Raw genomic sequence first — 24599 nt, 5'->3', positions numbered from 1 at the left:
GCGCTTGCGTGCTGGCCTCTACATGCCAGGCCTGGTAGCGCTGCGGCATAACGAAGCGATCATTGCCATGAAAGATCGCCTGAAGGCCAACGGCAAGGCCCCCAAGCAGATCATCTGTGCTGCAATGCGTAAGCTGCTGCATTTCGTTTACGGGGTGCTCAAATCGGGACAACCATTTGACCCAAAACTTGCACTTGCCCGGTGAGAGTCAAGACGGTATCTACATGGAACTGTTGCAGCCTGCGATTTTTTGCTTTTAACCCTCTTAAAAGTTATCCGGTGAGCGCGCTTTCTCCCGCGCATGATCGCGACTGACCAGCCCTTTGGTCACCAGATCCTTCAAACCCATATCCAGCGTCTGCATCCCCAGCGACCCTCCGGCCTGAATCGACGAGTACATTTGCGCCACCTTGTCTTCGCGGATCAGGTTACGGATCGCCGACGTGCCGAGCATGATCTCGTGGGCGGCAATGCGTCCGCCGCCGATCTTCTTGACCAGCGTCTGGGAAACCACCGCCAGCAACGACTCGGACAGCATCGAACGCACCATCGACTTCTCATCACCCGGAAACACGTCGACGATCCGGTCGATGGTTTTCGCCGCAGACGTGGTGTGCAGCGTGCCGAACACCAGATGACCGGTTTCGGCGGCGGTCAGGGCCAGCCGAATAGTCTCCAGGTCACGCATCTCGCCTACCAGAATCACGTCCGGATCTTCACGCAGCGCCGAACGCAGCGCCGTGGCGAAACTGCGGGTATCGCGATGGACCTCGCGCTGATTGATCAGGCATTTGCGCGATTCATGGATGAACTCGATAGGGTCTTCAATGGTGAGGATATGGTGGTGGCGATGGCTGTTCAGGTAATCGATCATCGCCGCCAGCGTCGTGGACTTGCCAGAACCGGTCGGCCCCGTCACCAGCACCAGGCCACGGGGCGCGTCGGTCATCTTGCGAAACACATCGCCCATCCCCAGTTCCTCCATGCTCAAGACTTTGGAGGGAATGGTGCGAAACACAGCCCCGGCACCGCGACTCTGGTTAAAGGCATTGACTCGAAAGCGCGCCACGCCGGGCACATCGAAGGAAAAATCGGTTTCCAGATGCTTCTCGAAGTCCACTCGCTGGGTGTCGTTCATGATGTCGTAGATCAGCGCCTGCACTTCCTTGTGGTCCAGGGGCGGCAGGTTGATGCGCCGCACATCGCCGTCGACACGAATCATCGGCGGCAGGCCCGCCGACAGATGCAGGTCAGATGCTCCTTGTTTGGCGCTGAACGCCAGCAACTCAGTGATATCCATAGCACTCCTCAATTCCAGTAGAATGCCGCCAACCTCAGACCCGCTGGCGCCTCTTGAATGTCCACGATAGCAGACAACATTGAACGGGTTAGTTCGCGCATCCGTGCCGCCGCCCTCGCCGCTCATCGCGATGAAAACAGCGTCCAGTTGCTGGCCGTAAGCAAGACCAAACCCGCACAGGACCTGCGTGAAGCCTATGCCGCCGGCCTGCGCGACTTTGGCGAGAACTACCTGCAGGAAGCCTTGGGCAAACAACTCGAATTGGCTGACCTGCCCTTGATCTGGCACTTCATCGGCCCCATTCAATCGAACAAGACTCGCGCCATCGCCGAGCATTTCGCCTGGGTGCATTCCGTGGATCGCCTGAAAATTGCACAACGCTTGTCTGAACAGCGACCGGCCGATCTACCGCCATTGAACATCTGCATCCAGGTCAACGTCAGCGGTGAGGCCAGCAAATCCGGCTGCACCCCGGCTGATCTTCCGGCCCTGGCCAACGCCATCAGCGCCCTGCCTCGCCTCAAGTTGCGCGGATTGATGGCGATCCCTGAGCCGACTGAAGATCGCGCCGCGCAGGATGCTGCGTTTGCGGCCGTGCAAAGCCTGCAAGCGAGCCTCAATCTGCCGCTCGACACACTTTCCATGGGCATGAGCCACGATCTTGAATCGGCCATTGCCATGGGCGCCACTTGGGTCCGCGTTGGTACGGCCCTGTTTGGTGCCCGCGACTATTCACAGCCTTGATCCATGGCTGAACCACTTTTTAAAAGGACCTGACATGAGCAAGACGCGTATTGCCTTTATCGGTGCCGGCAACATGGCCGCCAGCCTGATCGGTGGCCTGCGGGCCAAAGGTCTGGACGCCGCGCAGATCCGCGCCAGCGATCCGGGTGACGAAACCCGCGCCCGCGTGAGCGCCGAGCACGGCATCGAAGTGTTTGCCGACAACGCCCAAGCCATCGACGGCGCCGACGTGGTCGTGCTGGCAGTCAAACCCCAGGCGATGAAAACCGTCTGCGAAGCGATTCGTCCAAGCCTTAAACCCGGTCAGCTGGTGGTATCGATTGCCGCGGGCATCACCTGCGCCAGCATGAACAACTGGCTCGGCACCCAGCCAATCGTGCGCTGCATGCCTAACACCCCGGCGCTGCTGCGCCAGGGCGTAAGCGGTTTGTTCGCCACCGCCCAGGTCACCGCCGAACAACGCCAGCAAGCGCAAGAGCTGCTGTCGGCCGTCGGCATTGCCTTGTGGCTGGAGGAAGAGCAGCAACTGGACGCCGTCACCGCAGTTTCCGGCTCGGGCCCGGCGTACTTCTTTTTGTTGATCGAAGCCATGACCGCCGCTGGCGTGAAACTCGGCCTGCCAGCGGACGTTGCCGCGCAACTGACCTTGCAAACCGCACTGGGCGCCGCGCACATGGCGGTGGCCAGCGACGTCGACGCCGCTGAATTGCGTCGCCGCGTGACCTCGCCTGCGGGCACCACGGAAGCCGCGATCAAGTCGTTCCAGGCCGGCGGCTTCGAAGCGCTGGTAGAAAAAGCATTGGGCGCCGCCGCGCACCGTTCGGCCGAGATGGCTGAGCAACTCGGTCGCTAATCAGCTCTTACAAAGGAATCAATGATGCTCGGACTCAATGACGCTGCCATTTTTGTGATTCAAACCCTGGGCAGCCTGTATCTGTTGGTTGTGCTGTTGCGCTTCATCCTGCAACTGGTGCGCGCGAACTTCTACAACCCGCTCTGCCAGTTCGCCGTGAAGGCCACTCAACCGCTGCTCAAGCCGCTGCGCCGGGTGATCCCGAGCATGTTCGGCCTGGACATGTCATCGCTGGTGCTGGCGCTGATCGTGCAGATGGTGCTGTTCGCGGTCATCCTGTTTCTTAGCGGCTACTCGGTCGATGTGCTGTTTCTGGTGCCATGGGCCTTGATCGGCATTTTCGCGCTGTTTTTGAAGATCCTGTTCTGGGCGATGATCATCAGTGTGATTCTGTCCTGGGTCGCACCCGGCAGTCATAACCCGGGCGCAGAACTGGTCCAGCAGATCACTGAACCGGTACTCGCGCCGTTCCGCCGGATCATCCCGAACCTGGGCGGCCTCGACATCTCGCCGATCTTCGCCTTTATCGCGCTTCAGTTACTGCAAAGCTGGTTGATCCCGCGCCTGGCTTACTACGCGCTGATGCCTAAAGAGCTGTTTGGGCTGATCTGATTCAAACCGCGTTATCGTTCTTCGCGGGCAAGCCTCGCTCCTACAGGATTTGTGTCGGTCGCATAATTTGGATGTGACTCAACCCCTGTGGGAGCGAGGCTTGCCCGCGAATGCCACACCTCTGTCTTACTGATTGAAATCAGGCCCGGCCTTTGCTTGCCGCTAACCCCAGCGGTCTTTAGACTTACGCCTCATTTCAATGAGAGCAGGGTCGATGCCAGCTGCCTTTCCCCCCGATTCTGTTGGTCTGGTGACGCCGCAAGTGGCGCACTTCAGCGAACCCCTGGCCTTGGCCTGCGGTCGTTCGCTCCCGGCCTATGACCTGGTTTACGAGACTTACGGCACGCTGAACGCCACGGCGAGCAACGCCGTGCTGATCTGCCACGCCTTGTCCGGGCACCACCACGCTGCTGGCTATCACAGCCCCGACGACCGCAAACCCGGTTGGTGGGACAGCTGCATCGGCCCCGGCAAGCCAATCGACACCAGCAAATTCTTTGTGGTCAGCCTGAACAACCTCGGCGGCTGCAACGGCTCCACTGGCCCGAGCAGCATCAACCCGGAAAGCGGCAAGCCATTTGGTGCCGATTTCCCGGTGCTGACCGTGGAAGACTGGGTGCACAGCCAGGCGCGGCTTGCCGATCGCCTCGGCATCGCTCAGTTCGCGGCCGTGATCGGCGGCAGCCTCGGCGGCATGCAGGCGATGCAATGGAGCATCACTTACCCTGACCGCATCCGCCACTGCCTGGCCATCGCCTCGGCACCCAAGCTGTCGGCGCAAAACATCGCCTTCAACGAAGTGGCACGCCAGGCAATTCTCACGGACCCCGAGTTCCACGGCGGTTCGTTCCAGGAAGCGGGCGTCATTCCCAAGCGCGGGCTGATGCTGGCGCGGATGGTCGGGCACATCACCTACCTGTCCGACGATTCGATGGGCGAGAAATTCGGTCGCGGCCTGAAGAGCGAAAAGCTCAACTACGACTTCCACAGCGTCGAGTTCCAGGTCGAAAGTTACCTGCGTTATCAGGGTGAAGAGTTCTCCGGGCGTTTCGACGCCAACACTTACCTGCTGATGACCAAGGCCCTGGACTACTTCGATCCGGCGGCCAGTTTCGACGATGACCTGGCGAAAACCTTCGCCAACGCCACCGCCAAATTCTGCGTGATGTCGTTCACCACCGACTGGCGCTTCTCCCCTGCCCGTTCGCGGGAATTGGTGGACGCGTTGATGGCGGCGCGCAAAGACGTCTGCTACCTGGAAATCGACGCGCCACAGGGCCACGACGCCTTCCTGATTCCGATCCCGCGCTACTTGCAGGCGTTCGGCAATTACATGAACCGCATTACGTTGTGAGAAAGCCATGAGAGCTGATCTGGAAATCATCCAGGAATGGATCCCCGCCGGCAGCCGCGTGCTCGACCTCGGGTGCGGTGACGGCGAGTTGCTGACCTGGCTGCGTGATAACAAGCAAGTCACCGGCTACGGCCTGGAAAACGACCCGGACAACATCGCCGAGTGCGTGGCCAAGGGCATCAACGTCATCGAACAGGACCTGGACAAGGGCCTGGGCAACTTTGCCAGCAACAGCTTCGACATCGTGGTCATGACCCAGGCGCTGCAAGCGGTGCACTACCCGGACAAGATCCTCGACGAAATGCTGCGGGTCGGCCGCCAGTGCATCATCACCTTCCCGAACTTCGGTCACTGGCGCTGCCGTTGGTACCTGGCGAGCAAGGGGCGGATGCCGGTTTCCGAGTTTCTGCCGTACACCTGGTACAACACACCGAACATCCACTTTTGCACTTTCGCTGACTTTGAAGCCTTGTGCCGCGAACGTGAAGCCAAGGTCATTGATCGGCTTGCCGTGGATCAACAGCATCGGCACGGGTGGGCCAGTAAGCTATGGCCTAATCTGTTAGGTGAGATCGGTATCTACCGCGTCAGCAGCCCGGGGCTTACGGACCACAAGGTCGCGGTCTGAATCCCCCTATTTCGAGGAGAATGATCATGGGTCGTCTAGCGCTGTTTCTACTCACCGCCTGCCTGAGCGTCACGGCCATGGCCGCAGACGCCATAAAGAGCGAGCGCCAGGAAACCTTTGGCGACGTGACGGTGCATTACAACACCTTCAACTCCACGTACCTGACGCCGGACATCGCCAAGTCGGCCGAGTTGATCCGCAGCAAAAACCAGGGTGTGATCAACATTTCGGTACTCAAGGACGGCAAGCCGCTGATGGCTCAGGTCAAGGGAACGGTCAAAGACCTGACCAGCCAAAGCGTGCCCTTGAACTTCAAACAGGTCACCGAACAGGGCGCTATTTACTACATCGCGCAATACCCTGTGCCTCAACAGGAAACCCGCACCTTCGAGATCAAGGTGCAGACCGGTGACAAAATCAACACCATCAATTTCAACCAAGAGCTCTTCCCCGGCGAATGATCAACTTCACGCAACTCGTACTGGCGAGCCACAACGCCGGCAAACTCAAAGAACTCCAGGCCATGCTCGGCGACTCGGTGCAACTGCGCTCGATCGGCGAGTTCAGCCAGGTCGAGCCTGAAGAAACCGGTCTGTCGTTCGTCGAGAACGCCATCCTCAAGGCCCGCAATGCCGCGCGCATTTCCGGCTTGCCGGCGCTGGCCGACGATTCCGGGTTGGCGGTGGACTTCCTCGGTGGCGCACCGGGTATCTACTCGGCCCGTTACGCCGATGGCAAGGGCGATGCGGCGAATAACGCCAAGCTGCTCGACGCCCTGAAAGATGTGCCTGAAGCCGAGCGCGGCGCGCAGTTCGTCTGCGTGCTGGCGCTGGTACGTCACGCCGACGACCCGTTGCCGATCCTTTGCGAAGGCCTCTGGCACGGGCGCATTCTGACCCAGGCCAGCGGCGAACACGGTTTTGGCTACGACCCGCTGTTCTGGGTGCCGGAACGCGATTGTTCCAGTGCCGAGCTGAGTCCTGGCGACAAGAACCAGATCAGCCACCGCGCCCGTGCAATGGATCTGCTGCGCCAGCGTTTGGGCTTGAAATGACCCGCGAATCATCCGCATCGCCGCTGATCTTCGGCGGCGATGCACAATCGCCTCGCGCGGCCCTGCCTGTGCTGCCGCCCCTGGCGCTGTACATCCACATTCCGTGGTGTGTGCGCAAATGCCCTTATTGCGACTTCAACTCCCACACCGCCAGCCCGGTGCTGCCGGAAGAGGAGTATGTGGACGCGCTGCTGGCCGATCTTGATCAGGATTTGCACGCGGTCTATGGCCGCGAGTTGAGTTCGATTTTCTTCGGCGGCGGCACACCGAGCCTGTTCAGCGCAGCGGCGTTGGGGCGCTTGCTCAAGGGCGTCGAACAGCGCATCCCGTTTGCCAGCGACATTGAAATCACGCTGGAAGCCAATCCCGGGACGTTCGAGCAGGAGAAGTTCGTCGCTTACCGGGCGCTGGGCATCAATCGCCTGTCAATTGGCATCCAGAGCTTTCAGCAGGAGAAGCTCGAAGCACTGGGTCGGATTCACAATGGCGACGAAGCGGTGCGCGCCGCCGGTATGGCGCGTCTGGCCGGGTTCGACAACTTCAACCTGGACTTGATGCACGGTCTGCCCGATCAGTCGCTGGACGACGCCTTGAGCGACTTGCGTCAGGCCATCGCCCTGAAGCCGACGCACCTGTCCTGGTATCAGCTGACCCTGGAGCCGAACACCGTGTTCTGGAACCAGCCGCCGACGCTGCCGGAAGACGACACGCTGTGGGACATTCAGGAAGCCGGGCAGGCGCTGCTGGCCGAGCATGGTTACGCGCAATACGAAGTTTCGGCCTATGCCCTGCCCGGTCGCCCAGCGCGGCATAACCTCAATTACTGGAGTTTCGGCGACTTCATCGGCATTGGCGCTGGGGCCCACGGCAAACTCAGCCATCCGGACGGCCGCATCATCCGCACCTGGAAGACCCGCCTGCCGAAGGATTACCTGAATCCGGCGAAAAGCTTTAAGGCCGGCGAAAAAACGCTGACGAACGAAGAGATGCCGTTCGAGTTCCTGATGAACGCCTTGCGCCTGACCGCCGGCGTCGAATCGCGCCTGTATCCCGAGCGCACCGGACTATCCCTGGAAAGCTTTGCCGAAGGCCGCCGCGAAGCCGAACAAAGTGGCTTGTTGCAGGTCGAACCCTCACGTCTGGCGGCCACCGAGCGCGGACAGCTGTTTCTCAACGACTTGCTGCAGAATTTTCTGACATAAGGAAATCGAATGGATTTGGTACTCGACCTGCTCGCCACCGTGTCTCGCTGGAGCCGCAGCAATCTCTCGGAAATCGCCCTGGCCCTGGTGGGCTGTCTGCTGGTGCTGTTCGGTGCGGATTTCAAAAGCTGGGTCGAGCAGCGCCTGGGTGCCATCGCCGGTGCATTGCGCGTCCCGCTGATGGCCCTGCTGTGCATGGTCGGCAGCGGCGCTGCGCTGATCTACGCCACACCGTGGATCGTTCGCGGTCTGAGCCAGTTCAACAACTACAGCCTGGCACCGGTGTTGTTGGTGGTGTTGGTGCTCATCGGCGTCGTGGCAGACCGCCGCTAATTTTTTGCTGAATACAAAACAACTGTGGGAGCGAGCCTGCTCGCGATGAGGGCCTGATATTCAACATCTTCGTTGACTGTCAGACCGCTATCGCGAGCAGGCTCGCTCCCACAGTTTTTACAACATTGCGGTTTAGGACTGTTTCTCGAACTTCAAATCCCACACGCCATGCCCAAGCCGTTCGCCACGGCGTTCGAACTTGGTGATCGGGCGTTCGGCCGGGCGTGGCACGCACTTGCCGTCTTCGGCGAGGTTGCGGTAACCCGGCGCGACATTCATCACTTCCAGCATGTACTCGGCGTACGGCTCCCAATCGGTGGCCATGTGCAACACACCGCCGACCTTCAATTTGCTGCGCACCAGTTCAGCGAACGACGCCTGAACGATACGGCGCTTGTGGTGGCGGCTCTTGTGCCAAGGGTCCGGGAAAAACAGCATCAGGCGATCGAGGCTGTTGTCGGCCACGCAGCGGTTGAGCACTTCGATCGCATCGCAATCGTAGACCCGCAGGTTGGTCAGCCCTTGGGTCAGCACGCCATTGAGCAACGCGCCAACACCCGGACGGTGCACTTCAACGCCGATGAAATCCTGCTCCGGCGAAGCCGCCGCCATTTCCAGCAGCGAATGGCCCATGCCGAAACCGATTTCCAGCGAGCGCGGTGCCGAGCGGCCGAACACCTGGTCGAAGTCCACCGGCGCGTCGGCCAGCGGCAGGACGAACAGCGGTGTGCCCTGCTCCAGGCCCTTTTGCTGGCCTTCGGTCATGCGCCCGGCGCGCATCACGAAACTCTTGATGCGTCGGTGTTGGCGCTCGTCGCCTTCTTCCGACTGGATTGGCGTGTCGTTCGATTCAGTCATCAATAGCTCTTACTTGATCAGACCATCCAGCGGCGAAGAGGCGCTGGCATAGAGTTTTTTCGGCATACGGCCAGCGAGATAAGCCAGGCGACCGGCAACGATGGCGTGCTTCATGGCTTCAGCCATCATGATTGGCTGCTGGGCGTGAGCGATGGCCGAGTTCATCAGCACCGCTTCGCAACCCAGTTCCATGGCGATGGTGGCGTCGGAAGCGGTACCGACACCGGCGTCCACCAGCACCGGAATCTTGGCTTCTTCGAGGATGATTTGCAGGTTGTACGGATTGCAGATCCCCAGGCCAGAGCCGATCAGACCGGCCAGCGGCATGACCGCGATGCAGCCGATTTCCGCCAACTGACGGGCGATGATCGGGTCATCACTGGTGTAAACCATCACGTCGAAGCCTTCCTTGACCAGCGTTTCCGCGGCCTTGAGGGTTTCGATCACGTTCGGGAACAAGGTTTTCTGGTCCGCCAACACTTCCAGCTTCACCAGGTTGTGGCCGTCGAGCAGCTCACGGGCCAGGCGACAGGTGCGCACAGCCTCGATCGCGTCGTAGCAACCGGCGGTATTCGGCAGAAAGGTATAGCGATCCGGAGACAGGACTTCGAGCAGGTTCGGTTCGCCCGGAGTCTGGCCGAGGTTGGTGCGACGCACAGCAAAGGTGACGATCTCGGCACCCGATGCCTCGATGGCCAGACGGGTTTCTTCCATGTCACGGTACTTGCCGGTACCTACCAGCAAACGCGACTGGTAAGTACGACCGGCCAGGACGAAGGGCTTGTCGTTACGAACGATGCTCATGGGAAATCCTCTGTAGGGGTGAGGTTCTTGCAGAATTCTGCCGGCCCTTGGGCCAGGCGGCTAGCCGCCGCCGATGGCGTGCACCACTTCGACGTTATCGCCGTCATTCAATGCGGTGTCTGCATGCTGACTGCGCGGGACGATATCCAGATTGAGCTCGACCGCGACCCGGCGTCCGGTCAGTTCCAGACGGGTCAGCAGGGCCGCAACGGTTTCACCGTCAGGCAGTTCAAGGGATTCGCCGTTCAACTGAATGCGCATGCCGGATGCCGCCATCATTTTTAGGGGCTGGCATTCTAGCCCGATCAGTCAGGTCGACCCAAGCCATTCGTCTTGAAATGCGATCCTGTGTAGGAGTTGCCGCAGGCTACGATCTTTTGACGTTGGTTTTAAAGATCAAAAGATCGCAGCCTTCGGCAGCTCCTACATGAGGTCACGTCAGGCGATACGCGGCCAGCCCAAGACAAAACCAGCCGACCAGGAATGCCAACCCGCCGAATGGAGTGATGATGCCAAGCTTGCTGACACCGGTCAGGGTCAGCACGTACAGGCTGCCGGAGAACAGCAGGATGCCGATGGCAAATGATGCACCGGCCCAGGTGATCAAACGGCCGGGAATCTGCGTAGCCAGCAGCGCTACACCCAGCAACGCCAAGGTATGTACCAACTGATAGGTGACGCCGGTATGGAAAATCGCCAGGTACTCGGGTGTCAGACGATTTTTCAGGCCGTGGGCGGCAAACGCCCCGAGACCGACGCCAGTTAAACCGAAAAAAGCGGCCAGCATCAAAAAGCCACGCAGCATGAAGAACTCCAGTCAGACGCGATCAACAGGGTCTGTATAATGGCCCGCTCAACGGGTTCGGCCAAGCCATCTCTATGCTGCGTTTATTTTTCCGTCGTTTCACAAAGGCCGTGCTCTGGTTCATGGGCGGCAGCGTATTGCTGGTGCTGATCTTTCGCGTGGTGCCGCCACCGGGTACTGCGCTGATGGTCGAACGCAAGGTCGAATCCTGGTTCGATGGCGAGCCCATCGACCTGCAGCGCACCTGGAAACCCTGGGACGAAATCTCCGACGACCTGAAGGTTGCGGTGATTGCCGGTGAAGATCAGAAATTTCCTGAGCACTGGGGTTTTGACTTTGGAGCGATTCAGGCTGCACTGGCACACAACGAACTCGGCGGCACCATTCGCGGCGCCAGCACCCTCAGTCAACAAGTGTCGAAAAACCTGTTTTTGTGGTCCGGACGTAGTTGGCTGCGCAAAGGCCTGGAAGCCTGGTTTACCGGCCTGATCGAAGTGTTCTGGCCCAAGCAGCGGATTCTTGAGGTGTACCTCAACAGTGTTGAGTGGGACGACGGCGTATTTGGTGCAGAGGCAGCGGCCAGGCATCACTTTGGCATCGGCGCCAAGTCGCTGTCTCGTCAGCAGGCGAGTCTGCTGGCCGCCGTATTGCCAAACCCTCGAGTGTGGAGCGCCAGCCATCCGACTCCATACGTGTTGCGACGTGCAGGCTGGATTCGGCGGCAGATGAGTCAGCTCGGTGGCGAGAGTTATCTGGTGGGGCTCAACGATTCGCGCCGCGCGCCTTGGGCTCAGTAACCGACACAACTCTGTAGGAGCGAGGCTTGCCCGCGAAGGCGGAGTATCAGTCGACATCATTGTTGAATGACCCACCGCATTCGCGGGCAAGCCTCGCTCCTACAGGAATTGGATTTGAATCAAACAAAAACGCCCCGATCAATGATCGGGGCGTTTTTTATTGCCGGTACGCAGGTTATGCAGCGATCGACAACTTGAGCTTGTTCATCGCGCTCTTCTCAAGCTGACGAATACGCTCGGCCGACACGTTGTACTTCTGCGCCAGGTCGTGCAGCGTGGCTTTTTCTTCTGCCAGCCAGCGCTGGTAGAGGATGTCACGGCTACGGTCGTCCAGCACTTCCAGGGCTTCGTGCAGGTTGTGGTTGGAGTTGTCGCTCCAGTCGGCATCTTCCAGTTGACGGGCCGGATCGTACCGGTGGTCTTCCAGATAGTTGGCCGGCGACTGGAAAGCACTGTCGTCGTCGGCTTCAGCAGCCGGGTCGAAGGCCATGTCATGGCCGGTCAGGCGACTTTCCATCTCGCGCACTTCCCGCGGCTCTACGCCAAGGCTTTCCGCCACACGGTGGACTTCCTCGTTATTCAACCAGGCCAGGCGCTTCTTCTGGCTGCGCAGGTTGAAGAACAGCTTGCGCTGGGCCTTGGTGGTCGCGACTTTCACGATGCGCCAGTTGCGCAGAATGAATTCGTGGATTTCAGCCTTGATCCAGTGCACGGCAAAAGAGACCAGGCGCACGCCCATTTCCGGGTTGAAGCGCTTAACGGCCTTCATCAGACCAACGTTGCCTTCCTGGATCAGGTCAGCCTGAGCCAGACCGTAGCCGGAATAGCTACGGGCGATATGTACGACAAAACGCAGGTGGGCGAGCACCATCTGCCGAGCCGCCTCAAGATCCTGCTCATAATAGAGACTCTCGGCCAGTTCACGCTCCTGCTCCGGCGTCAGCAATGGAATGCTGTTGACGGTGTGCACATAGGCCTCCAGGTTCGCACCCGGGACCAGAGCATATGCAGGTTGCAAAGAATTGGTCATACGAAAAAACCTCCGACTTACATAACTCGTGCAGTTCAGCACTGCGAAAATTGACCGGAAACCGAAAGACAAGTTCCCATAAACGCTGAAAGGTCAATACGAGCAAAATGATACTACTTAGGCGCAAGCTCCCTCAGGTGGCGTGCGACTGCAATCCATGCACCGATATACCCCAACAGCACCGCGCCAAGCAAGAGAGACAGACCGTCGGCAACTGGCACCCCGGCCAGCGCAAAATCACTGCCATACAAACCCGCCAGCCCAACCACCGCGTCGTTCAGCCAATTCAGGCCAAACGCCAATACGCCCCAAGAGAGAATCCCCGCACCGAAGCCATACAGCGCACCCATATATAGAAAGGGCCTGCGCACATAGCTGTCAGTGCCGCCCACGAGTTTAATCACTTCTATCTCTGTGCGGCGGTTTTCAATATGAAGACGAATGGTATTGCCTATCACCAAAAGTAATGCAGAAACCAGAAGCACGGTCAGACCGAAGACAAAACGGTCACCCAGCTTGAGGATGGCTGCCAGACGCTCGACCCAGACTAGATCAAGCTGCGCCTGTTGTACCTTCGGCAACTCGGAAAGTTTTTGTCTTAATGCTTCCAGCGTCGCTTTGTCGACTTCCTTCGGCGTCACCAGAACCACGCCAGGCAGCGGGTTTTCCGGCAGTTCCTTGAGCGCTTCACCCAGGCCGGACTGCTGCTGAAATTCTTCTAGCGCTTGATCACGCCCGACATATTCAGCATCAGCTACACCCGGCATACCTTTGATCTGTTCGCGCAAAGCCTCGCCTTCGGTCGGGCTGGCTTCAAGTTGCAGGTACAGGGAAATCTGCGCCGCTCGCTGCCAGGAGCCGCCCAGACGCTCGACGTTACTTAGCAAAAGTGACAGCCCCATGGGCAAACTCAGGGCTACTGCCATCACCATGCAGGTGAAAAAACTGCCGATAGGCTGCTTGCCCAAGCGGCGCAAGCTGTCCACCAGGCTGGCGCGATGACTTTCGATCCAGGCGCGAAACAGCGTGGCGAAATCCGGACCGTCATCGTCGTCGTGTTTTTTCTTGCTCGGTTGCGGATCGGCGGCCTTCGGGGCCACGCGCTCGGAAACCTTGGGGCTACGTGTTGCGCTCATTCCCCAGCCTCCCCGTCGCCGATCAATCGACCGCGTTGCAGCGTCAGCATGCGGTGGCGCATACGCGCAATCAGCGCCAGGTCGTGACTGGCGATCAGTACGCTGGTACCCAGACGGTTGATGTCTTCAAACACGCCCATGATTTCTGCCGCCAGACGCGGGTCGAGGTTACCGGTCGGTTCGTCCGCCAGCAGCAATGCCGGGCGGTGCACGATGGCACGGGCGATGCCGACGCGCTGTTGCTGACCGGTGGACAGGTCGCCGGGGTACAAATCGGTCTTGTCCGACAGCGCCACACGCTCCAGTGCCGAATCCACGCGCTTGGCGATTTCAGCCTTGGACAGGCCAAGAATCTGCAAGGGCAGCGCGACGTTGTTAAAGACGGTGCGATCGAACAGCAACTGGTGGTTCTGGAACACCACGCCGATCTGGCGGCGCAGGAATGGAATTTGCGCGTTGCTGATGGTGCTCAGGTCTTGACCGGCCAGCAGCAACTTGCCGCTGGTTGGACGCTCCATCGCCAGCAGCAAACGCAACAAGGTGCTTTTACCGGCGCCGGAATGGCCGGTGACAAACAAAAACTCGCCCCGACGGACTCGAAAGCTCAGCTCATGCAAGCCGACGTGACCGTTCGGATAGCGTTTACCGACCTGTTCGAAACGAATCATGAACGCTCCCGCTCGGCAAACAGTGCCTGGACAAAGGGTTCTGCTTCAAAAGTACGCAAATCGTCGATGCCTTCACCCACACCGATGTAGCGGATCGGCAGGCCGAACTGCTTGGCCAGGGCGAAAATCACCCCGCCCTTGGCGGTGCCGTCGAGTTTGGTCAGCGCCAGGCCGGTCAGTTCGACGGTCTGGTTGAATTGCTTGGCCTGGTTGATGGCGTTCTGACCGGTGCCGGCATCGAGCACCAGCAACACTTCGTGCGGTGCGTCGGCGTCGAGCTTGCCGATCACCCGGCGAACTTTTTTCAGTTCTTCCATCAGATTGTCTTTGGTGTGCAGACGCCCGGCGGTGTCAGCGATCAGCACGTCGATTCCACGAGCCTTGGCGGCCTGCACGGCGTCGAAAATCACCGACGCCGAGTCGGCGCCCGTGTGCTGGGCGATCACCGGAATCTTGTTGCGCTCACCCCAAACCTGCAATTGCTCGACAGCAGCGGCGCGGAAGGTATCACCGGCGGCAAGCATGACTTTCTTGCCTTCCAGCTGCAGCTTTTTCGCCAGCTTGCCGATGGTGGTGGTTTTGCCGGCGCCATTGACGCCAACCACCAGAATCACAAATGGCTTGTTCTGCGAGGTTATTTTCAGCGGCTGCTCGACCGGTTTGAGCATCGCCGCCAATTCGCCTTGCAGCGACTTGTAGAGTGCGTCGGAATCGGCGAGCTCTTTGCGTGCGACCTTTTGGGTCAGGCGTTGAATGATCTGTGTCGTGGCTTCGACACCGACGTCGGCCGTCAGCAGGCGGGTTTCGAGGTCATCGAGCAACTCGTCGTCGATGGCCTTCTTGCCCAGAAACAGGCTGGCCATGCCTTCGCCGATACTGGCGCTGGTCTTGGACAGGCCTTGCTTGAGACGGGCGAAGAAACCGGCCTTGGACTCTTCGGTGCGTACGGGCTCAGCCGGGGCTTCGACAGGTGCCTCAACAACCGGAGCGATAACGGGTGCGGGCGCAGGCGTTTCAACAATCGGCGCTACCGGCGCAACGAATGCCGGCACCATGGGCTCAGGCTCAGGCACATCCTCAACGACAGGCACGACAACCGGCTCAACCACGGGCACCTGAACAGGCTCAGGACTCCATGCAGCCGGTGCAGGAATCGGCGGCGTCACGTGCGGCGCCTGCTCATTCTCGACCAGGCCTACCGGCTCTTCTGCCACCGGCAATGTCAGCCAGGGTTCAGCGGCTGGGGTCAGCGGCAGTTCGACCGCGACTTCATCGACAGGCTCGGCCACCGGCTGCAGCACTGGCTCGGCGATCGGCAAGACAACCGGCGCAGGCTCTGCTTCTATTACCGGCTCGGGCGTTGGCTCAGGAAGTGGCTGTGGCTGTTCGACGGCGGGTTCCTGCGGCTTTTTGCGCAGCCATCCGAACAGGCTTTTCTTTTCGCCAGCCGCAGCTGGGGTCTTCTTGTCGTCGTTGGAACCAAACATGGGGGACGGCTATCTCACGGTAGCGACGCGCCAACGGGCGCCCCGGCAAATAAATATTCGATGCAGAACAGACTGCGATTGACCCAGCTTGTTCACGCGCAACATTTTGTCGAGGTACGAACAGCACCTCAAAGGTCGACTAATACGAAGGACTGGAACGGCATCGTCGGCGAAAACACAGAGTTTAGCTGACAAACTCAAAGCTTCTGCCGGTAACCCATACAACCTTCCGGCCGATCAAAGGTCTGATAGGCGTGGCCGCCAGTAAAACGGATCAGTATCCTAGCACCCTCTCGCCCGCTGACGCTAAGAACAAGCGGGCAACCCCAAAGGTTTAAAAACGAATGAATGCTCTAGCCCGCCGCGCTGCCGGCCTGCTGCTCAGCACAGTTTGCCTGCCCCTTTCGGCCCTCGCCGCCGACCCGCAACCCACCCACGAATTCACCCTCGATAACGGTTTGAAGGTTGTCGTGCGCGAAGATCATCGTGCGCCCGTGGTGGTTTCCCAGGTCTGGTACAAGGTTGGCTCCAGCTACGAGACGCCGGGTCAGACCGGGCTATCCCACGCGCTGGAACACATGATGTTCAAAGGCAGCGAGAAAGTCGGCCCCGGCGAAGCGTCGCTGATCCTGCGCGACCTCGGAGCCGAAGAAAACGCCTTCACCAGCGACGACTTCACCGCCTATTACCAGGTGCTGGCCCGTGATCGCCTGGGCGTGGCCTTTGAACTGGAAGCCGACCGCATGGCCAACCTGCGTCTGCCCGCTGACGAGTTCGCCCGGGAAATCGAAGTTATCAAGGAAGAACGTCGCCTGCGCACTGACGACAAGCCGATGTCCAAAGCCTACGAGCGTTTCAAGGCCATGGCTTACCCGGCCAGCGGCTATCACACGCCGACCATTGGCTGGATGGCCGACCTTGATCGGATGAAGGTCGAAGAACTGCGCCACTGGTATCAATCCTGGTACGTGCCGAACAACGCCACGCTGGTGGTGGTCGGTGACGTGACCCCGGACGAAGTCAAAGCCCTGGCCCAGCGCTATTTCGGCCCGATTGCCAAACGCGACGTACCGCCAGCGAAAATTCCGCTGGAACTGGCAGAACCCGGCGAGCGCCAGATCACCCTGCACGTGAAAACCCAGTTGCCTAGCCTGATGCTGGCGTTCAACGTGCCGAGCATCGCCACCGCCGAAGACAAACGTTCGGTGAATGCCTTGCGCCTGATTTCGGCCCTGCTTGACGGCGGCTACAGCGCGCGCATCCCGACGCAACTGGAACGCGGCGAGGAGCTGGTGTCGGGCGGCTCGTCGAGTTACGACGCCTACACTCGCGGCGATAGCCTGTTCACCCTGTCGGCAACGCCCAACAGCCAGAAAGACAAAACCATCGCACAGGCCGAAGCCGGTTTGTGGAAACTGCTCGAACAGCTGAAAACCACCGCACCGTCCACTGAAGAACTGGAACGCGTGCGCGCACAAGTCATTGCCGGCCTGGTTTACGAGCGCGATTCGATCACCAGCCAGGCCACCGCGATTGGCCAACTGGAAACCGTTGGCCTGTCCTGGAAGTTGATGGACACCGAACTCGCTGAACTGGAAAGCGTGACACCGCAAGATATCCAGAACGCCGCCAAGCTGTATTTCACTCGCGAACGTCTCAGCGTCGCCCATGTACTGCCGGAGGAGACGACTCATGAGTGAGCGTAAAAAACCACGCCTGGTCCTGCTGGGCCTGATTGCCGTCGCGCTGATCGGGTCCGCCGCGTTCTATTTCATCCCGATCGATGAATCCCATGCCAGCGAAGCACTGGACAAGGCCAAAGCCAGCCAGAAGCTGCAATCGCTGACCGAGCTCAACGGCAAGGCGCCAAGCCACCGCAAACTTGATGTACAGACCTGGAACACCGCTGAAGGCGCCAAGGTGCTGTTCGTCGAAGCCCGCGAGCTGCCGATGTTCGACATGCGCCTGATCTTTGCCGCCGGCAGCAGTCAGGACGGTGACACACCCGGCCTGGCACTGCTGACCAACGCCATGCTCAATGAAGGTGTGGCGGGCAAAGATGTCAGCGCCATCGCCCAGGGCTTCGAAGGCCTGGGTGCCGATTTCGGTAACGGTGCTTATAAAGACATGGCGGTGGCGTCCCTGCGTAGCCTCAGCGCTGCGGACAAACGCGAACCGGCCTTGAAGTTGTTCGCCGAAGTCGTCGGCAAACCGACCTTTCCCGCCGACTCGTTCGCGCGCATCAAGAACCAGATGCTCGCCGGTTTCGAATACCAGAAACAGAACCCCGGCAAACTGGCCAGCCTGGAACTGATGAACCGCCTGTATGGCGATCACCCGTACGCACACTCCAGCGATGGCACCGCGAACACCGTTCCGGCCATCACTCTGGAGCAGTTGCGTGCGTTCCACGAGAAAGCCTACGCGGCCGGCAACGTGGTGATCGCACTGGTTGGCGACTTGTCCCGCACGGAAGCCGAAGCGATTGCAGCGCAGGTTTCCGCTGCCCTGCCCAAAGGCCCTGCCCTGCCGAAAATCGCGCAACCGGCCGAGCCCAAGGCCAGCACCAGCCATATCGAGTTCCCGTCCAAGCAGACCAACCTGATGATCGCGCAACTGGGCATCGACCGTGATGATCCGGACTACGCGGCACTGTCCATGGGCAACCAGATCCTCGGCGGTGGCGGTTTTGGCACGCGGCTGATGAGCGAAGTTCGCGAGAAGCGTGGTTTGTCCTATGGCGTGTATTCGGGGTTCACCCCGATGCAGGCGCGCGGCCCGTTCATGATCAACCTGCAGACCCGTGCCGAAATGAGCGAAGGCACTCTGAAACTGGTACAGGACGTCCTCGCCGACTACCTTAAAACCGGCCCGACCGAAAAAGAACTCGACGACGCCAAGCGTGAACTGGCCGGTAGCTTCCCGCTGTCCACCGCCAGCAATGCCGATATCGTTGGTCAACTCGGCGCCATCGGTTTCTACGACCTGCCGTTGAGTCATCTGGAAGACTTCATGCAAGCGTCCCAGAACCTGACCGTCGAGCAAGTCAAAGCTGCACTGAATAAACACTTGAGCACGGACAAAATGGTCATCGTCAGCGCTGGCCCGACCGTGCCGCAAAAGCCGTTACCGGCCCCCACTGATAAACCTGCCGAGCAACCGCTCGGGGTTCCGGAGCATTAATGGCTACTCGCCCGAAAAAACCTGTTCACAACGTCCACAACGGCGTGAACCAACTGCGCATCATCGGCGGCGAATGGCGCAGCCGTAAGCTGAGTTTCCCCGACGCACCGGGCCTGCGCCCGACGCCGGACCGCGTGCGTGAAACCCTGTTCAACTGGATCGCACCGTACGTTCCGGGTGCCAAGGTATTCGACCCGTTTGCCGGCAGCGGCGCGCTGTTTCTCGAAGCGTTGTCTCGTGGCGCAGCCATGGGGCAAGCGCTGGATGCCAGCAGCCTGGCAGTGTCCAGTCTCAAGGAGCACTTGGGTACGTTGCGTTGCACCACTGGCCAGGTGCAGACCGCCGATGCCCTGCGCTATCTGGAAACCCAGACTGCAACGGCCTATGACCTGGTGTTCCTCGACCCGCCGTTCAATCAGAACTTGCTGCCCGCCGTTTGCAAACTGCTCGAAGAGCGTCAATGGCTGGCCGAAGATGCGTGGGTGTATACCGAAAGCGAAACCGCACCATCGACCCTTGGATTGCCAGGCAACTGGCGTCTGCACCGGGAGCAAAAATCCGGGCGGGTCTATTATTCGTTGTGGCAACGTATGGCAGAGATCGCCGGTTAATCGACCGGCCTGAACAAGGCGCGCACCCCCGTGAAGGTTCGCGCCACTGCTTCGAGAACAATCGTGTCCCAACCGTCAGAACGCTTCACCCCCGCCTTCGGCCTTAGCAACCCGCACTTGCAGACCTTGTGGGGACCACTGTGGCGCAAAACCACGCACCTCGAACGTGAGCGCGAACGCCTGTGGCTAGAGGATGGCGACTTCCTCGACCTTGACTGGCACGGCCCGCACAGCGCCGACGCGCCGTTGGTGCTGGTGTTGCACGGCCTGACCGGTTCGTCGAATTCACCCTACGTGGCCGGCATTCAAAAAACGCTGGGGGACCGGGGCTGGGCCAGCGTCGCGCTGAATTGGCGCGGTTGTTCCGGCGAACCCAATCTGTTGCCGCGCAGCTACCATTCCGGTGCCAGCGAAGATCTGGCCGAAACCATCAAGCACCTGAAAGCCAAGCGCCCGCTCGCGCCGCTTTATGCCGTGGGCTATTCATTGGGCGGCAATGTGTTGCTCAAGCATCTGGGCGAAACCGGCAGTGCCAGCGGCGTTCTCGGCGCGGTGGCCGTGTCGGTGCCGTTTCGACTGGACCAGTGCGCCGATCGGATCGGCCAGGGTTTTTCCAAGGTCTATCAGGCGCATTTCATGCGTGAAATGCTGGCCTACATCAAAAACAAGCAACGGCAGTTCCAGCACGACGGGCGCGAAGATGGCCTGGCAGCACTGGCGGCCCTCGGCTCGCTGGAGAACATGCGCACATTTTGGGATTTCGATGGCCGGGTGACCGCGCCGTTGAACGGTTTCGCCGATGCCGAGGATTACTATCGCCGCGCCTCAAGTCGCTATTTCCTTGGGGAAATACGCACACCGACTTTGATCATCCAGGCCGCCGACGATCCCTTCGTATTTCCCCACAGCTTGCCGCAGGCTGATGAGCTGTCGACCTGCACGCAATTCGAGTTGCAGGCCAAGGGCGGGCATGTCGGATTCGTCGACGGTTCGTTCCGCCAACCGGGGTACTACCTGGAACGGCGCATTCCTCAGTGGTTGGCCGCTGCGGGTCGCGAGTAAGGTGATGGACAGCGATCAGGGCGAGTCCATCCACTTCTGGCAAACGGCGCCATTGGCTGGGGTCGAACTGTTGTCCGCGCGCTACATCGAACATCGTTTTGCGCCCCACGTGCATGACGGCTATGTGATCGGCATGATCATGGCCGGTGCCCAGCGTTACCGCTATCGCGGCGCCGAACACCTGGCGGGCAGTGGCACGCTGGTGTTGATCAACCCCGACGAACTGCACACCGGCCACAAAGGCACGGAGTACGGGTGGTTGTATCGGGCGTTTTATCCGGACAGCGGGCAGATTGTGTCGCTGCTGGCCGAACTCGAACTGCCGACCCACCACCTGCCGGCGTTCGGTGCCACGCTGTATCGCGATCCGGACTTGGTGAACGGTTTCTGCCAACTGCATCGATTACTGGAAAGCCCGGCGACAGCCCTGCAACAACAAACGGTGTGGCGGGAGCTGATGTTGCTGCTGTTGCAGCGTCACGCAGCAACTGCGCTAGCTGGTAGACCCGGCAAGGAACACCGGGCGGTATCGCTGGCCAAAGAACTGCTGCACGCGCAATTGGCGGCGCCGCCTTCTCTGGAGGAACTGGCGGCGGCAGTGAACCTGTCGCCTTTCCATTTCGCCCGGGTATTCCGCCACGCCACCGGCATGCCTCCGCACACCTGGCTGATGCAGCAGCGCATCGCTCGGGCCCGGGGGTTATTGCAGGGTGGCTGCTTGCCGCTGGAAGTCGCGATGCAGCTGGGATTTTCCGACCAGAGTCATCTGAGTCGACAATTCAAGCAGGTATATGGGGTTGGGCCGGGGGCGTATCGGAGTGCGCGGCTTTAGACGCGAAAAGATCGCAGCCTGCGGCAGCTCCTAAATGGGAATGCATATCCCGTAGGAACTGCCGCAGGCTGCGATCTTTTGATCTTTATTCGCCCTTGGCGACGCCCCGCGCAGGATCGTTGATCCACTCGCTCCACGACCCGGCATACAACGAGCCCAACGGATAACCCGCCAGGCACAACGCAAACAGGTTGTGGCAGGCCGTCACGCCAGAACCGCAATACGCCACCAGATCATTCGGCGAGCGATTGCCCAATTTCGCGGCAAACCGCTGCTTGAGCTGCTCAGGCGACAGAAAACGCCCATCGCTGCCCAGGTTGTCGGTGAATGCCGCGCATTGTGCGCCCGGGATGTGTCCGGCAACCGGATCAATCGGCTCCACCTCACCTTTGAAACGCGGCAAGGCGCGGGCGTCGAGCAAAGTCAACGCGGGCTGGTCGAGACGCTTCTGCAACTGTTCGGCGCTGAGCAACATCGAAGCGTCGGCAGCGCCGGTAAAGTCGCCCGGTGTGCTCGACGGTGCGTCCAGACTCAACGGCAACCCGGCCGCGTGCCAGGCCTTGAGCCCGCCATCGAGGATGAACACGCCGTCACGTTTGCCCAGCCAGGCCAGCAACCACCAGGCTCGCGCTGCAAATGCACCAGGGCCGTCGTCGTACAAAACCACTTCACTGTCGGTGCTGATGCCGAGCGCTTGCAGACGCTGAATCAGATCAGCCGGCTCAGGCAACGGATGCCGCCCGGTCACGCCTTTGATCACTATCCCGCTGAGATCACGCTCAAGATCGACAAAACTCGACCCGGCGATGTGGCCTTCGGAATAGCTGCGCTGACCATAATCCGGGTCTTCGAGGGCAAAACGACAATCCAGAATCACCAACCCCGGCTGATCCTTTTTCAGGTCCAGTGCTTGCGGGCTGATCAATTGCGCAATGGGCATAACAGGCTCCTATGACTAAGACGGTTTCCGATCCTACTGCACTTTTTAACTCACAGCTCTTCCAACGCCTGGGCCAGCGGCACGTAAAACTCTTCGAACAACGCGTTGACCGCATCGCGTGCCTGATCCGTGACGAACCCGGCCTCAAGTACCAGCACCTGATACACCCCGCGCTTGATCGCCTGCTCACTGAGATGGCTGGAGTTTTCCCGCGTGGTGCACAGAAAACGCACCCAAGAGGTCAGGATGATCCAGGCATTGAGCGTCAGGGATTCGATCTGCACCCGATCCATCTTCAGGATGCCGGCGGCGACAAAACCTTCATAGATTGCCGTGCCCTGAATCAGGCAACGCTGGGAAAACCGCCGATAGCGCCCGGCAAGGTCCGGATCGCTGTCGAGCAAGTGCTCAAGGTCGCGATGCAAAAACCGGTAGTTCCACATCGCCGCGAGCAATTCCTTGAGATAGAAGCGCTTGTCTTCCACCGTCGCGGCGCGACCCTGGGGCGGGCGCAGGAAGCTGTCCACCAGGATTTCGTACTCACTGAACAGCACGGCGATGATCGCCTGCTTGTTAGGGAAGTGGTAGTACAGGTTGCCCGGGGAAATTTCCATGTGGGCAGCAATGTGGTTAGTACTGATGCTGCGCTCGCCCTGTTGATTGAACAGCTCCAGGCTGTTCTGCACGATGCGCTCGCTGGTTTTGATCCGAGGGGCCATGGCTTGAGCTTTAATTCAGAGTGCGTTGACGGGCATCTTACGACCTATCCGGACAGGGATAAAACAAAGCTGCACCGGGATGTCATTTGACTTTCTAGAGCATAGACTCTAAAAAGTGCCTCATTACAATAAATCCGGAGCCGACCATGACTGCTGACATTTCCTACATGCAAAACCTGCAGCAGCCTTTGGAAGAACTTCAAAACCTGTTCGACACGCAGCGCGCTGCATACGCCGCCAACCCGATGCCACCTGCGGCCCAGCGCCAGCAATGGCTCAAGGCATTGCGCGATCTGCTGAGCAATGAACGTCAGGCGCTGATCGAAGCCATCAGTCAGGACTTCAGCCACCGAAGCGCCGATGAAACCCTGCTCGCCGAACTGATGCCCAGCCTGCACAGCATCCATTACGCCAGTCGGCACCTCACAGGCTGGATGCGCGCGTCACGGCGCAAGGTCGGCGTCGCTTTCCAGCCAGCTTCGGCCAAAGTGGTTTACCAGCCGTTGGGCGTGGTCGGGGTGATCGTGCCGTGGAACTACCCGTTGTACCTGGCCATCGGGCCTTTGGTCGGCGCGTTGTCGGCGGGTAATCGGGTGATGCTCAAACTCAGTGAGTCGACGCCGGCTACCGGTTTACTGCTCAAGGAACTGTTGTCGCGAGTCTTTCCAGAAGACCTGGTCTGCGTAGTACTGGGTGAGGCCGACATCGGGGTGGCGTTCTCACGCTTGCGTTTCGATCACTTGTTGTTCACCGGTGCCACCAGCATTGGCAAACACGTGATGCGCGCTGCGGCGGAGAACCTGACACCGGTGACCCTGGAGTTGGGCGGCAAGTCCCCGGCCATCGTTTCCAACGATGTGCCCCTCAAGGACGCCGCCGAACGCATTGCCTTCGGCAAAACCCTCAACGCCGGGCAAACCTGCGTGGCCCCGGACTACGTTTTGGTCCCGGAAGACCGCGTCGGCTCTTTCGTCGAGGCCTATCGTCAGGCGGTTCGCGGGTTTTATCCGACCCTGGCTGACAACCCGGACTACACCGCAATCATCAACGACCGACAGCTGGCCCGGCTCAACGGCTACATCAGCGATGCCACCAGCAAAGGCGCGTTACTGATTCCGCTGTTCGAACAGGGTCAGGGACGTCGCATGGGTCAAAGCGTGCTGCTCAACGTCAGCGACGACATGACGGTGATGCAGGATGAAATCTTCGGCCCGTTGCTGCCGATCGTGCCGTACAAGGATCTCGATCAGGCGTTTGCCTACATCAACCAGCGCCCTCGCCCACTGGCGCTGTACTACTTCGGCTACGACAAGCGCGAGCAAAACCGCGTACTTCACGAAACCCATTCCGGCGGCGTGTGCCTGAACGACACCCTGCTGCACGTCGCCCAGGACGACATGCCGTTCGGCGGCATCGGCGCCTCGGGCATGGGCCATTACCACGGCCACGAAGGTTTCCTGACCTTCAGCAAAGCCAAGGGCGTGCTGATCAAACAGCGGTTCAACGCGGCAAAACTGATCTACCCGCCGTACGGCAAATCTATTCAGAAACTGATCCAGAAGCTGTTCATCCGCTAACGATCACCAC

Annotated in this window: 27 protein-coding genes and 1 pseudogene; 17 read left to right on the top strand and 11 right to left on the bottom strand. The window is 59.9% G+C overall.

The annotated features are described in order from the left end of the window. Nucleotides 1-205: pseudogene (locus KUF73_RS29320) on the top strand (IS110 family transposase); the annotation flags it as partial. A gap of 60 nt (nucleotides 206-265) precedes the next feature. Here the strand turns inward: KUF73_RS29320 and KUF73_RS29315 are convergent. Next, nucleotides 266-1300: a type IV pilus twitching motility protein PilT gene (locus KUF73_RS29315; protein ID WP_218441438.1), complete on the bottom strand. Its 1035-nt coding sequence runs from the start codon at nucleotides 1298-1300 to the stop codon at nucleotides 266-268. 57 nt (nucleotides 1301-1357) lie between these two features. Here KUF73_RS29315 and KUF73_RS29310 point away from each other — a divergent pair, with 57 nt between their 5' ends. The 9 genes from KUF73_RS29310 to KUF73_RS29270 all read left to right on the top strand — a co-directional run bounded on the left by KUF73_RS29310 (nucleotide 1358) and on the right by KUF73_RS29270 (nucleotide 8080). Further along, nucleotides 1358-2044 carry a YggS family pyridoxal phosphate-dependent enzyme gene (locus KUF73_RS29310; RefSeq protein WP_218441437.1) on the top strand — a complete coding sequence of 229 codons (687 nt, stop codon included), beginning with the start codon at nucleotides 1358-1360 and terminating at the stop codon, nucleotides 2042-2044. Nucleotides 2045-2078: 34 nt separating this feature from the next. Continuing rightward, the gene (gene proC / locus KUF73_RS29305) at nucleotides 2079-2897 is read left to right on the top strand and encodes a pyrroline-5-carboxylate reductase (RefSeq protein ID WP_218441436.1); all 819 of its coding nucleotides are present in this window, start codon (nucleotides 2079-2081) and stop codon (nucleotides 2895-2897) included. Nucleotides 2898-2921: 24 nt separating this feature from the next. Next, entirely contained in the window at nucleotides 2922-3509 is a 588-nt protein-coding gene (locus KUF73_RS29300) for a YggT family protein (protein WP_218441435.1), read from the top strand. Nucleotides 3510-3723: 214 nt separating this feature from the next. Further along, nucleotides 3724-4863 carry a homoserine O-acetyltransferase gene (locus KUF73_RS29295; protein ID WP_218441434.1) on the top strand — a complete coding sequence of 380 codons (1140 nt, stop codon included), beginning with the start codon at nucleotides 3724-3726 and terminating at the stop codon, nucleotides 4861-4863. Nucleotides 4864-4870: 7 nt separating this feature from the next. Further along, nucleotides 4871-5491, top strand: a complete 621-nt coding sequence (metW, locus tag KUF73_RS29290) for a methionine biosynthesis protein MetW (RefSeq protein WP_218441433.1) — start codon at nucleotides 4871-4873, stop codon at nucleotides 5489-5491. Between the two features lie 26 nt (nucleotides 5492-5517). Continuing rightward, nucleotides 5518-5952 (top strand): DUF4426 domain-containing protein, encoded by a 435-nt coding sequence (locus tag KUF73_RS29285; protein ID WP_218441432.1) that lies wholly within the window; start codon nucleotides 5518-5520, stop codon nucleotides 5950-5952. Continuing rightward, nucleotides 5949-6545 carry an RdgB/HAM1 family non-canonical purine NTP pyrophosphatase gene (gene rdgB, locus KUF73_RS29280; protein WP_218441431.1) on the top strand — a complete coding sequence of 199 codons (597 nt, stop codon included), beginning with the start codon at nucleotides 5949-5951 and terminating at the stop codon, nucleotides 6543-6545. Before KUF73_RS29285 ends, rdgB begins: the two co-directional genes overlap by 4 nt. Next, nucleotides 6542-7747: a radical SAM family heme chaperone HemW gene (hemW, locus tag KUF73_RS29275; protein WP_256345712.1), complete on the top strand. Its 1206-nt coding sequence runs from the start codon at nucleotides 6542-6544 to the stop codon at nucleotides 7745-7747. The genes rdgB and hemW overlap by 4 nt, the downstream gene beginning before the upstream one ends. A gap of 9 nt (nucleotides 7748-7756) precedes the next feature. Beyond that, entirely contained in the window at nucleotides 7757-8080 is a 324-nt protein-coding gene (locus KUF73_RS29270) for a DUF3392 domain-containing protein (protein ID WP_218441430.1), read from the top strand. A gap of 132 nt (nucleotides 8081-8212) precedes the next feature. Here KUF73_RS29270 and trmB read toward each other — a convergent pair whose 3' ends face one another. The 4 genes from trmB to KUF73_RS29250 all read right to left on the bottom strand — a co-directional run bounded on the left by trmB (nucleotide 8213) and on the right by KUF73_RS29250 (nucleotide 10547). Continuing rightward, complete coding sequence (gene trmB / locus KUF73_RS29265; RefSeq protein WP_218441429.1) at nucleotides 8213-8938, bottom strand: tRNA (guanosine(46)-N7)-methyltransferase TrmB; 726 nt, start codon at nucleotides 8936-8938, stop codon at nucleotides 8213-8215. A 9-nt stretch (nucleotides 8939-8947) separates the two neighbouring features. Continuing rightward, nucleotides 8948-9742: a thiazole synthase gene (locus KUF73_RS29260; protein WP_218441428.1), complete on the bottom strand. Its 795-nt coding sequence runs from the start codon at nucleotides 9740-9742 to the stop codon at nucleotides 8948-8950. A 60-nt stretch (nucleotides 9743-9802) separates the two neighbouring features. Continuing rightward, entirely contained in the window at nucleotides 9803-10003 is a 201-nt protein-coding gene (gene thiS, locus KUF73_RS29255) for a sulfur carrier protein ThiS (RefSeq protein ID WP_218441427.1), read from the bottom strand. Nucleotides 10004-10175: 172 nt separating this feature from the next. Further along, entirely contained in the window at nucleotides 10176-10547 is a 372-nt protein-coding gene (locus KUF73_RS29250) for a DUF423 domain-containing protein (RefSeq protein WP_218441426.1), read from the bottom strand. A 74-nt stretch (nucleotides 10548-10621) separates the two neighbouring features. On the opposite strand from KUF73_RS29250, the gene mtgA reads away from it, so the two are divergent. Beyond that, nucleotides 10622-11344 carry a monofunctional biosynthetic peptidoglycan transglycosylase gene (gene mtgA, locus KUF73_RS29245; protein WP_218441425.1) on the top strand — a complete coding sequence of 241 codons (723 nt, stop codon included), beginning with the start codon at nucleotides 10622-10624 and terminating at the stop codon, nucleotides 11342-11344. 175 nt (nucleotides 11345-11519) lie between these two features. On the opposite strand, the gene rpoH is transcribed toward mtgA, so the two are convergent. From rpoH to ftsY, 4 genes are all read right to left on the bottom strand, one after another. Continuing rightward, on the bottom strand, nucleotides 11520-12374 hold the full coding sequence (gene rpoH, locus KUF73_RS29240) for an RNA polymerase sigma factor RpoH (RefSeq protein WP_047534555.1): 855 nt from the start codon (nucleotides 12372-12374) through the stop codon (nucleotides 11520-11522). Nucleotides 12375-12487: 113 nt separating this feature from the next. Beyond that, nucleotides 12488-13510 (bottom strand): permease-like cell division protein FtsX, encoded by a 1023-nt coding sequence (gene ftsX, locus KUF73_RS29235; protein ID WP_218441424.1) that lies wholly within the window; start codon nucleotides 13508-13510, stop codon nucleotides 12488-12490. After that, nucleotides 13507-14178, bottom strand: a complete 672-nt coding sequence (gene ftsE, locus KUF73_RS29230) for a cell division ATP-binding protein FtsE (RefSeq protein WP_008065082.1) — start codon at nucleotides 14176-14178, stop codon at nucleotides 13507-13509. The genes ftsX and ftsE overlap by 4 nt, the downstream gene beginning before the upstream one ends. Next, nucleotides 14175-15665 (bottom strand): signal recognition particle-docking protein FtsY, encoded by a 1491-nt coding sequence (ftsY, locus tag KUF73_RS29225; RefSeq protein ID WP_218441423.1) that lies wholly within the window; start codon nucleotides 15663-15665, stop codon nucleotides 14175-14177. Before ftsY ends, ftsE begins: the two co-directional genes overlap by 4 nt. A 344-nt stretch (nucleotides 15666-16009) precedes the next feature. Between ftsY and KUF73_RS29220 the strand changes: the two genes are divergently transcribed. From KUF73_RS29220 to KUF73_RS29200, 5 genes are all read left to right on the top strand, one after another. Further along, entirely contained in the window at nucleotides 16010-17365 is a 1356-nt protein-coding gene (locus KUF73_RS29220) for a pitrilysin family protein (RefSeq protein ID WP_218441422.1), read from the top strand. Beyond that, on the top strand, nucleotides 17358-18848 hold the full coding sequence (locus KUF73_RS29215) for a pitrilysin family protein (protein ID WP_218441421.1): 1491 nt from the start codon (nucleotides 17358-17360) through the stop codon (nucleotides 18846-18848). Before KUF73_RS29220 ends, KUF73_RS29215 begins: the two co-directional genes overlap by 8 nt. Then, nucleotides 18848-19459, top strand: a complete 612-nt coding sequence (gene rsmD / locus KUF73_RS29210; RefSeq protein ID WP_218441420.1) for a 16S rRNA (guanine(966)-N(2))-methyltransferase RsmD — start codon at nucleotides 18848-18850, stop codon at nucleotides 19457-19459. The genes KUF73_RS29215 and rsmD overlap by 1 nt, the downstream gene beginning before the upstream one ends. A gap of 63 nt (nucleotides 19460-19522) precedes the next feature. Further along, complete coding sequence (locus KUF73_RS29205; protein WP_218441419.1) at nucleotides 19523-20521, top strand: hydrolase; 999 nt, start codon at nucleotides 19523-19525, stop codon at nucleotides 20519-20521. A gap of 4 nt (nucleotides 20522-20525) precedes the next feature. Then, entirely contained in the window at nucleotides 20526-21353 is an 828-nt protein-coding gene (locus KUF73_RS29200; RefSeq protein WP_218441418.1) for an AraC family transcriptional regulator, read from the top strand. Nucleotides 21354-21438: 85 nt separating this feature from the next. Here KUF73_RS29200 and KUF73_RS29195 read toward each other — a convergent pair whose 3' ends face one another. Next, nucleotides 21439-22293 carry a sulfurtransferase gene (locus KUF73_RS29195; protein WP_218441417.1) on the bottom strand — a complete coding sequence of 285 codons (855 nt, stop codon included), beginning with the start codon at nucleotides 22291-22293 and terminating at the stop codon, nucleotides 21439-21441. A gap of 50 nt (nucleotides 22294-22343) precedes the next feature. Next, nucleotides 22344-23012: a TetR/AcrR family transcriptional regulator gene (locus KUF73_RS29190; protein WP_218441416.1), complete on the bottom strand. Its 669-nt coding sequence runs from the start codon at nucleotides 23010-23012 to the stop codon at nucleotides 22344-22346. Nucleotides 23013-23158: 146 nt separating this feature from the next. On the opposite strand from KUF73_RS29190, the gene KUF73_RS29185 reads away from it, so the two are divergent. Further along, a complete protein-coding gene (locus KUF73_RS29185; RefSeq protein WP_218441415.1) occupies nucleotides 23159-24589 on the top strand; it encodes a coniferyl aldehyde dehydrogenase in 1431 nt (476 codons plus the stop codon). The last annotated feature ends 10 nt before the right edge of the window (nucleotides 24590-24599 follow it).

It is taken from the genome of Pseudomonas sp. PD9R (assembly GCF_019200975.1).
Lineage (GTDB): Bacteria > Pseudomonadota > Gammaproteobacteria > Pseudomonadales > Pseudomonadaceae > Aquipseudomonas.
The sequence above is the reverse complement of the archived record's forward strand: the minus strand, read 5'-3'. Positions and strand labels throughout refer to the sequence as shown.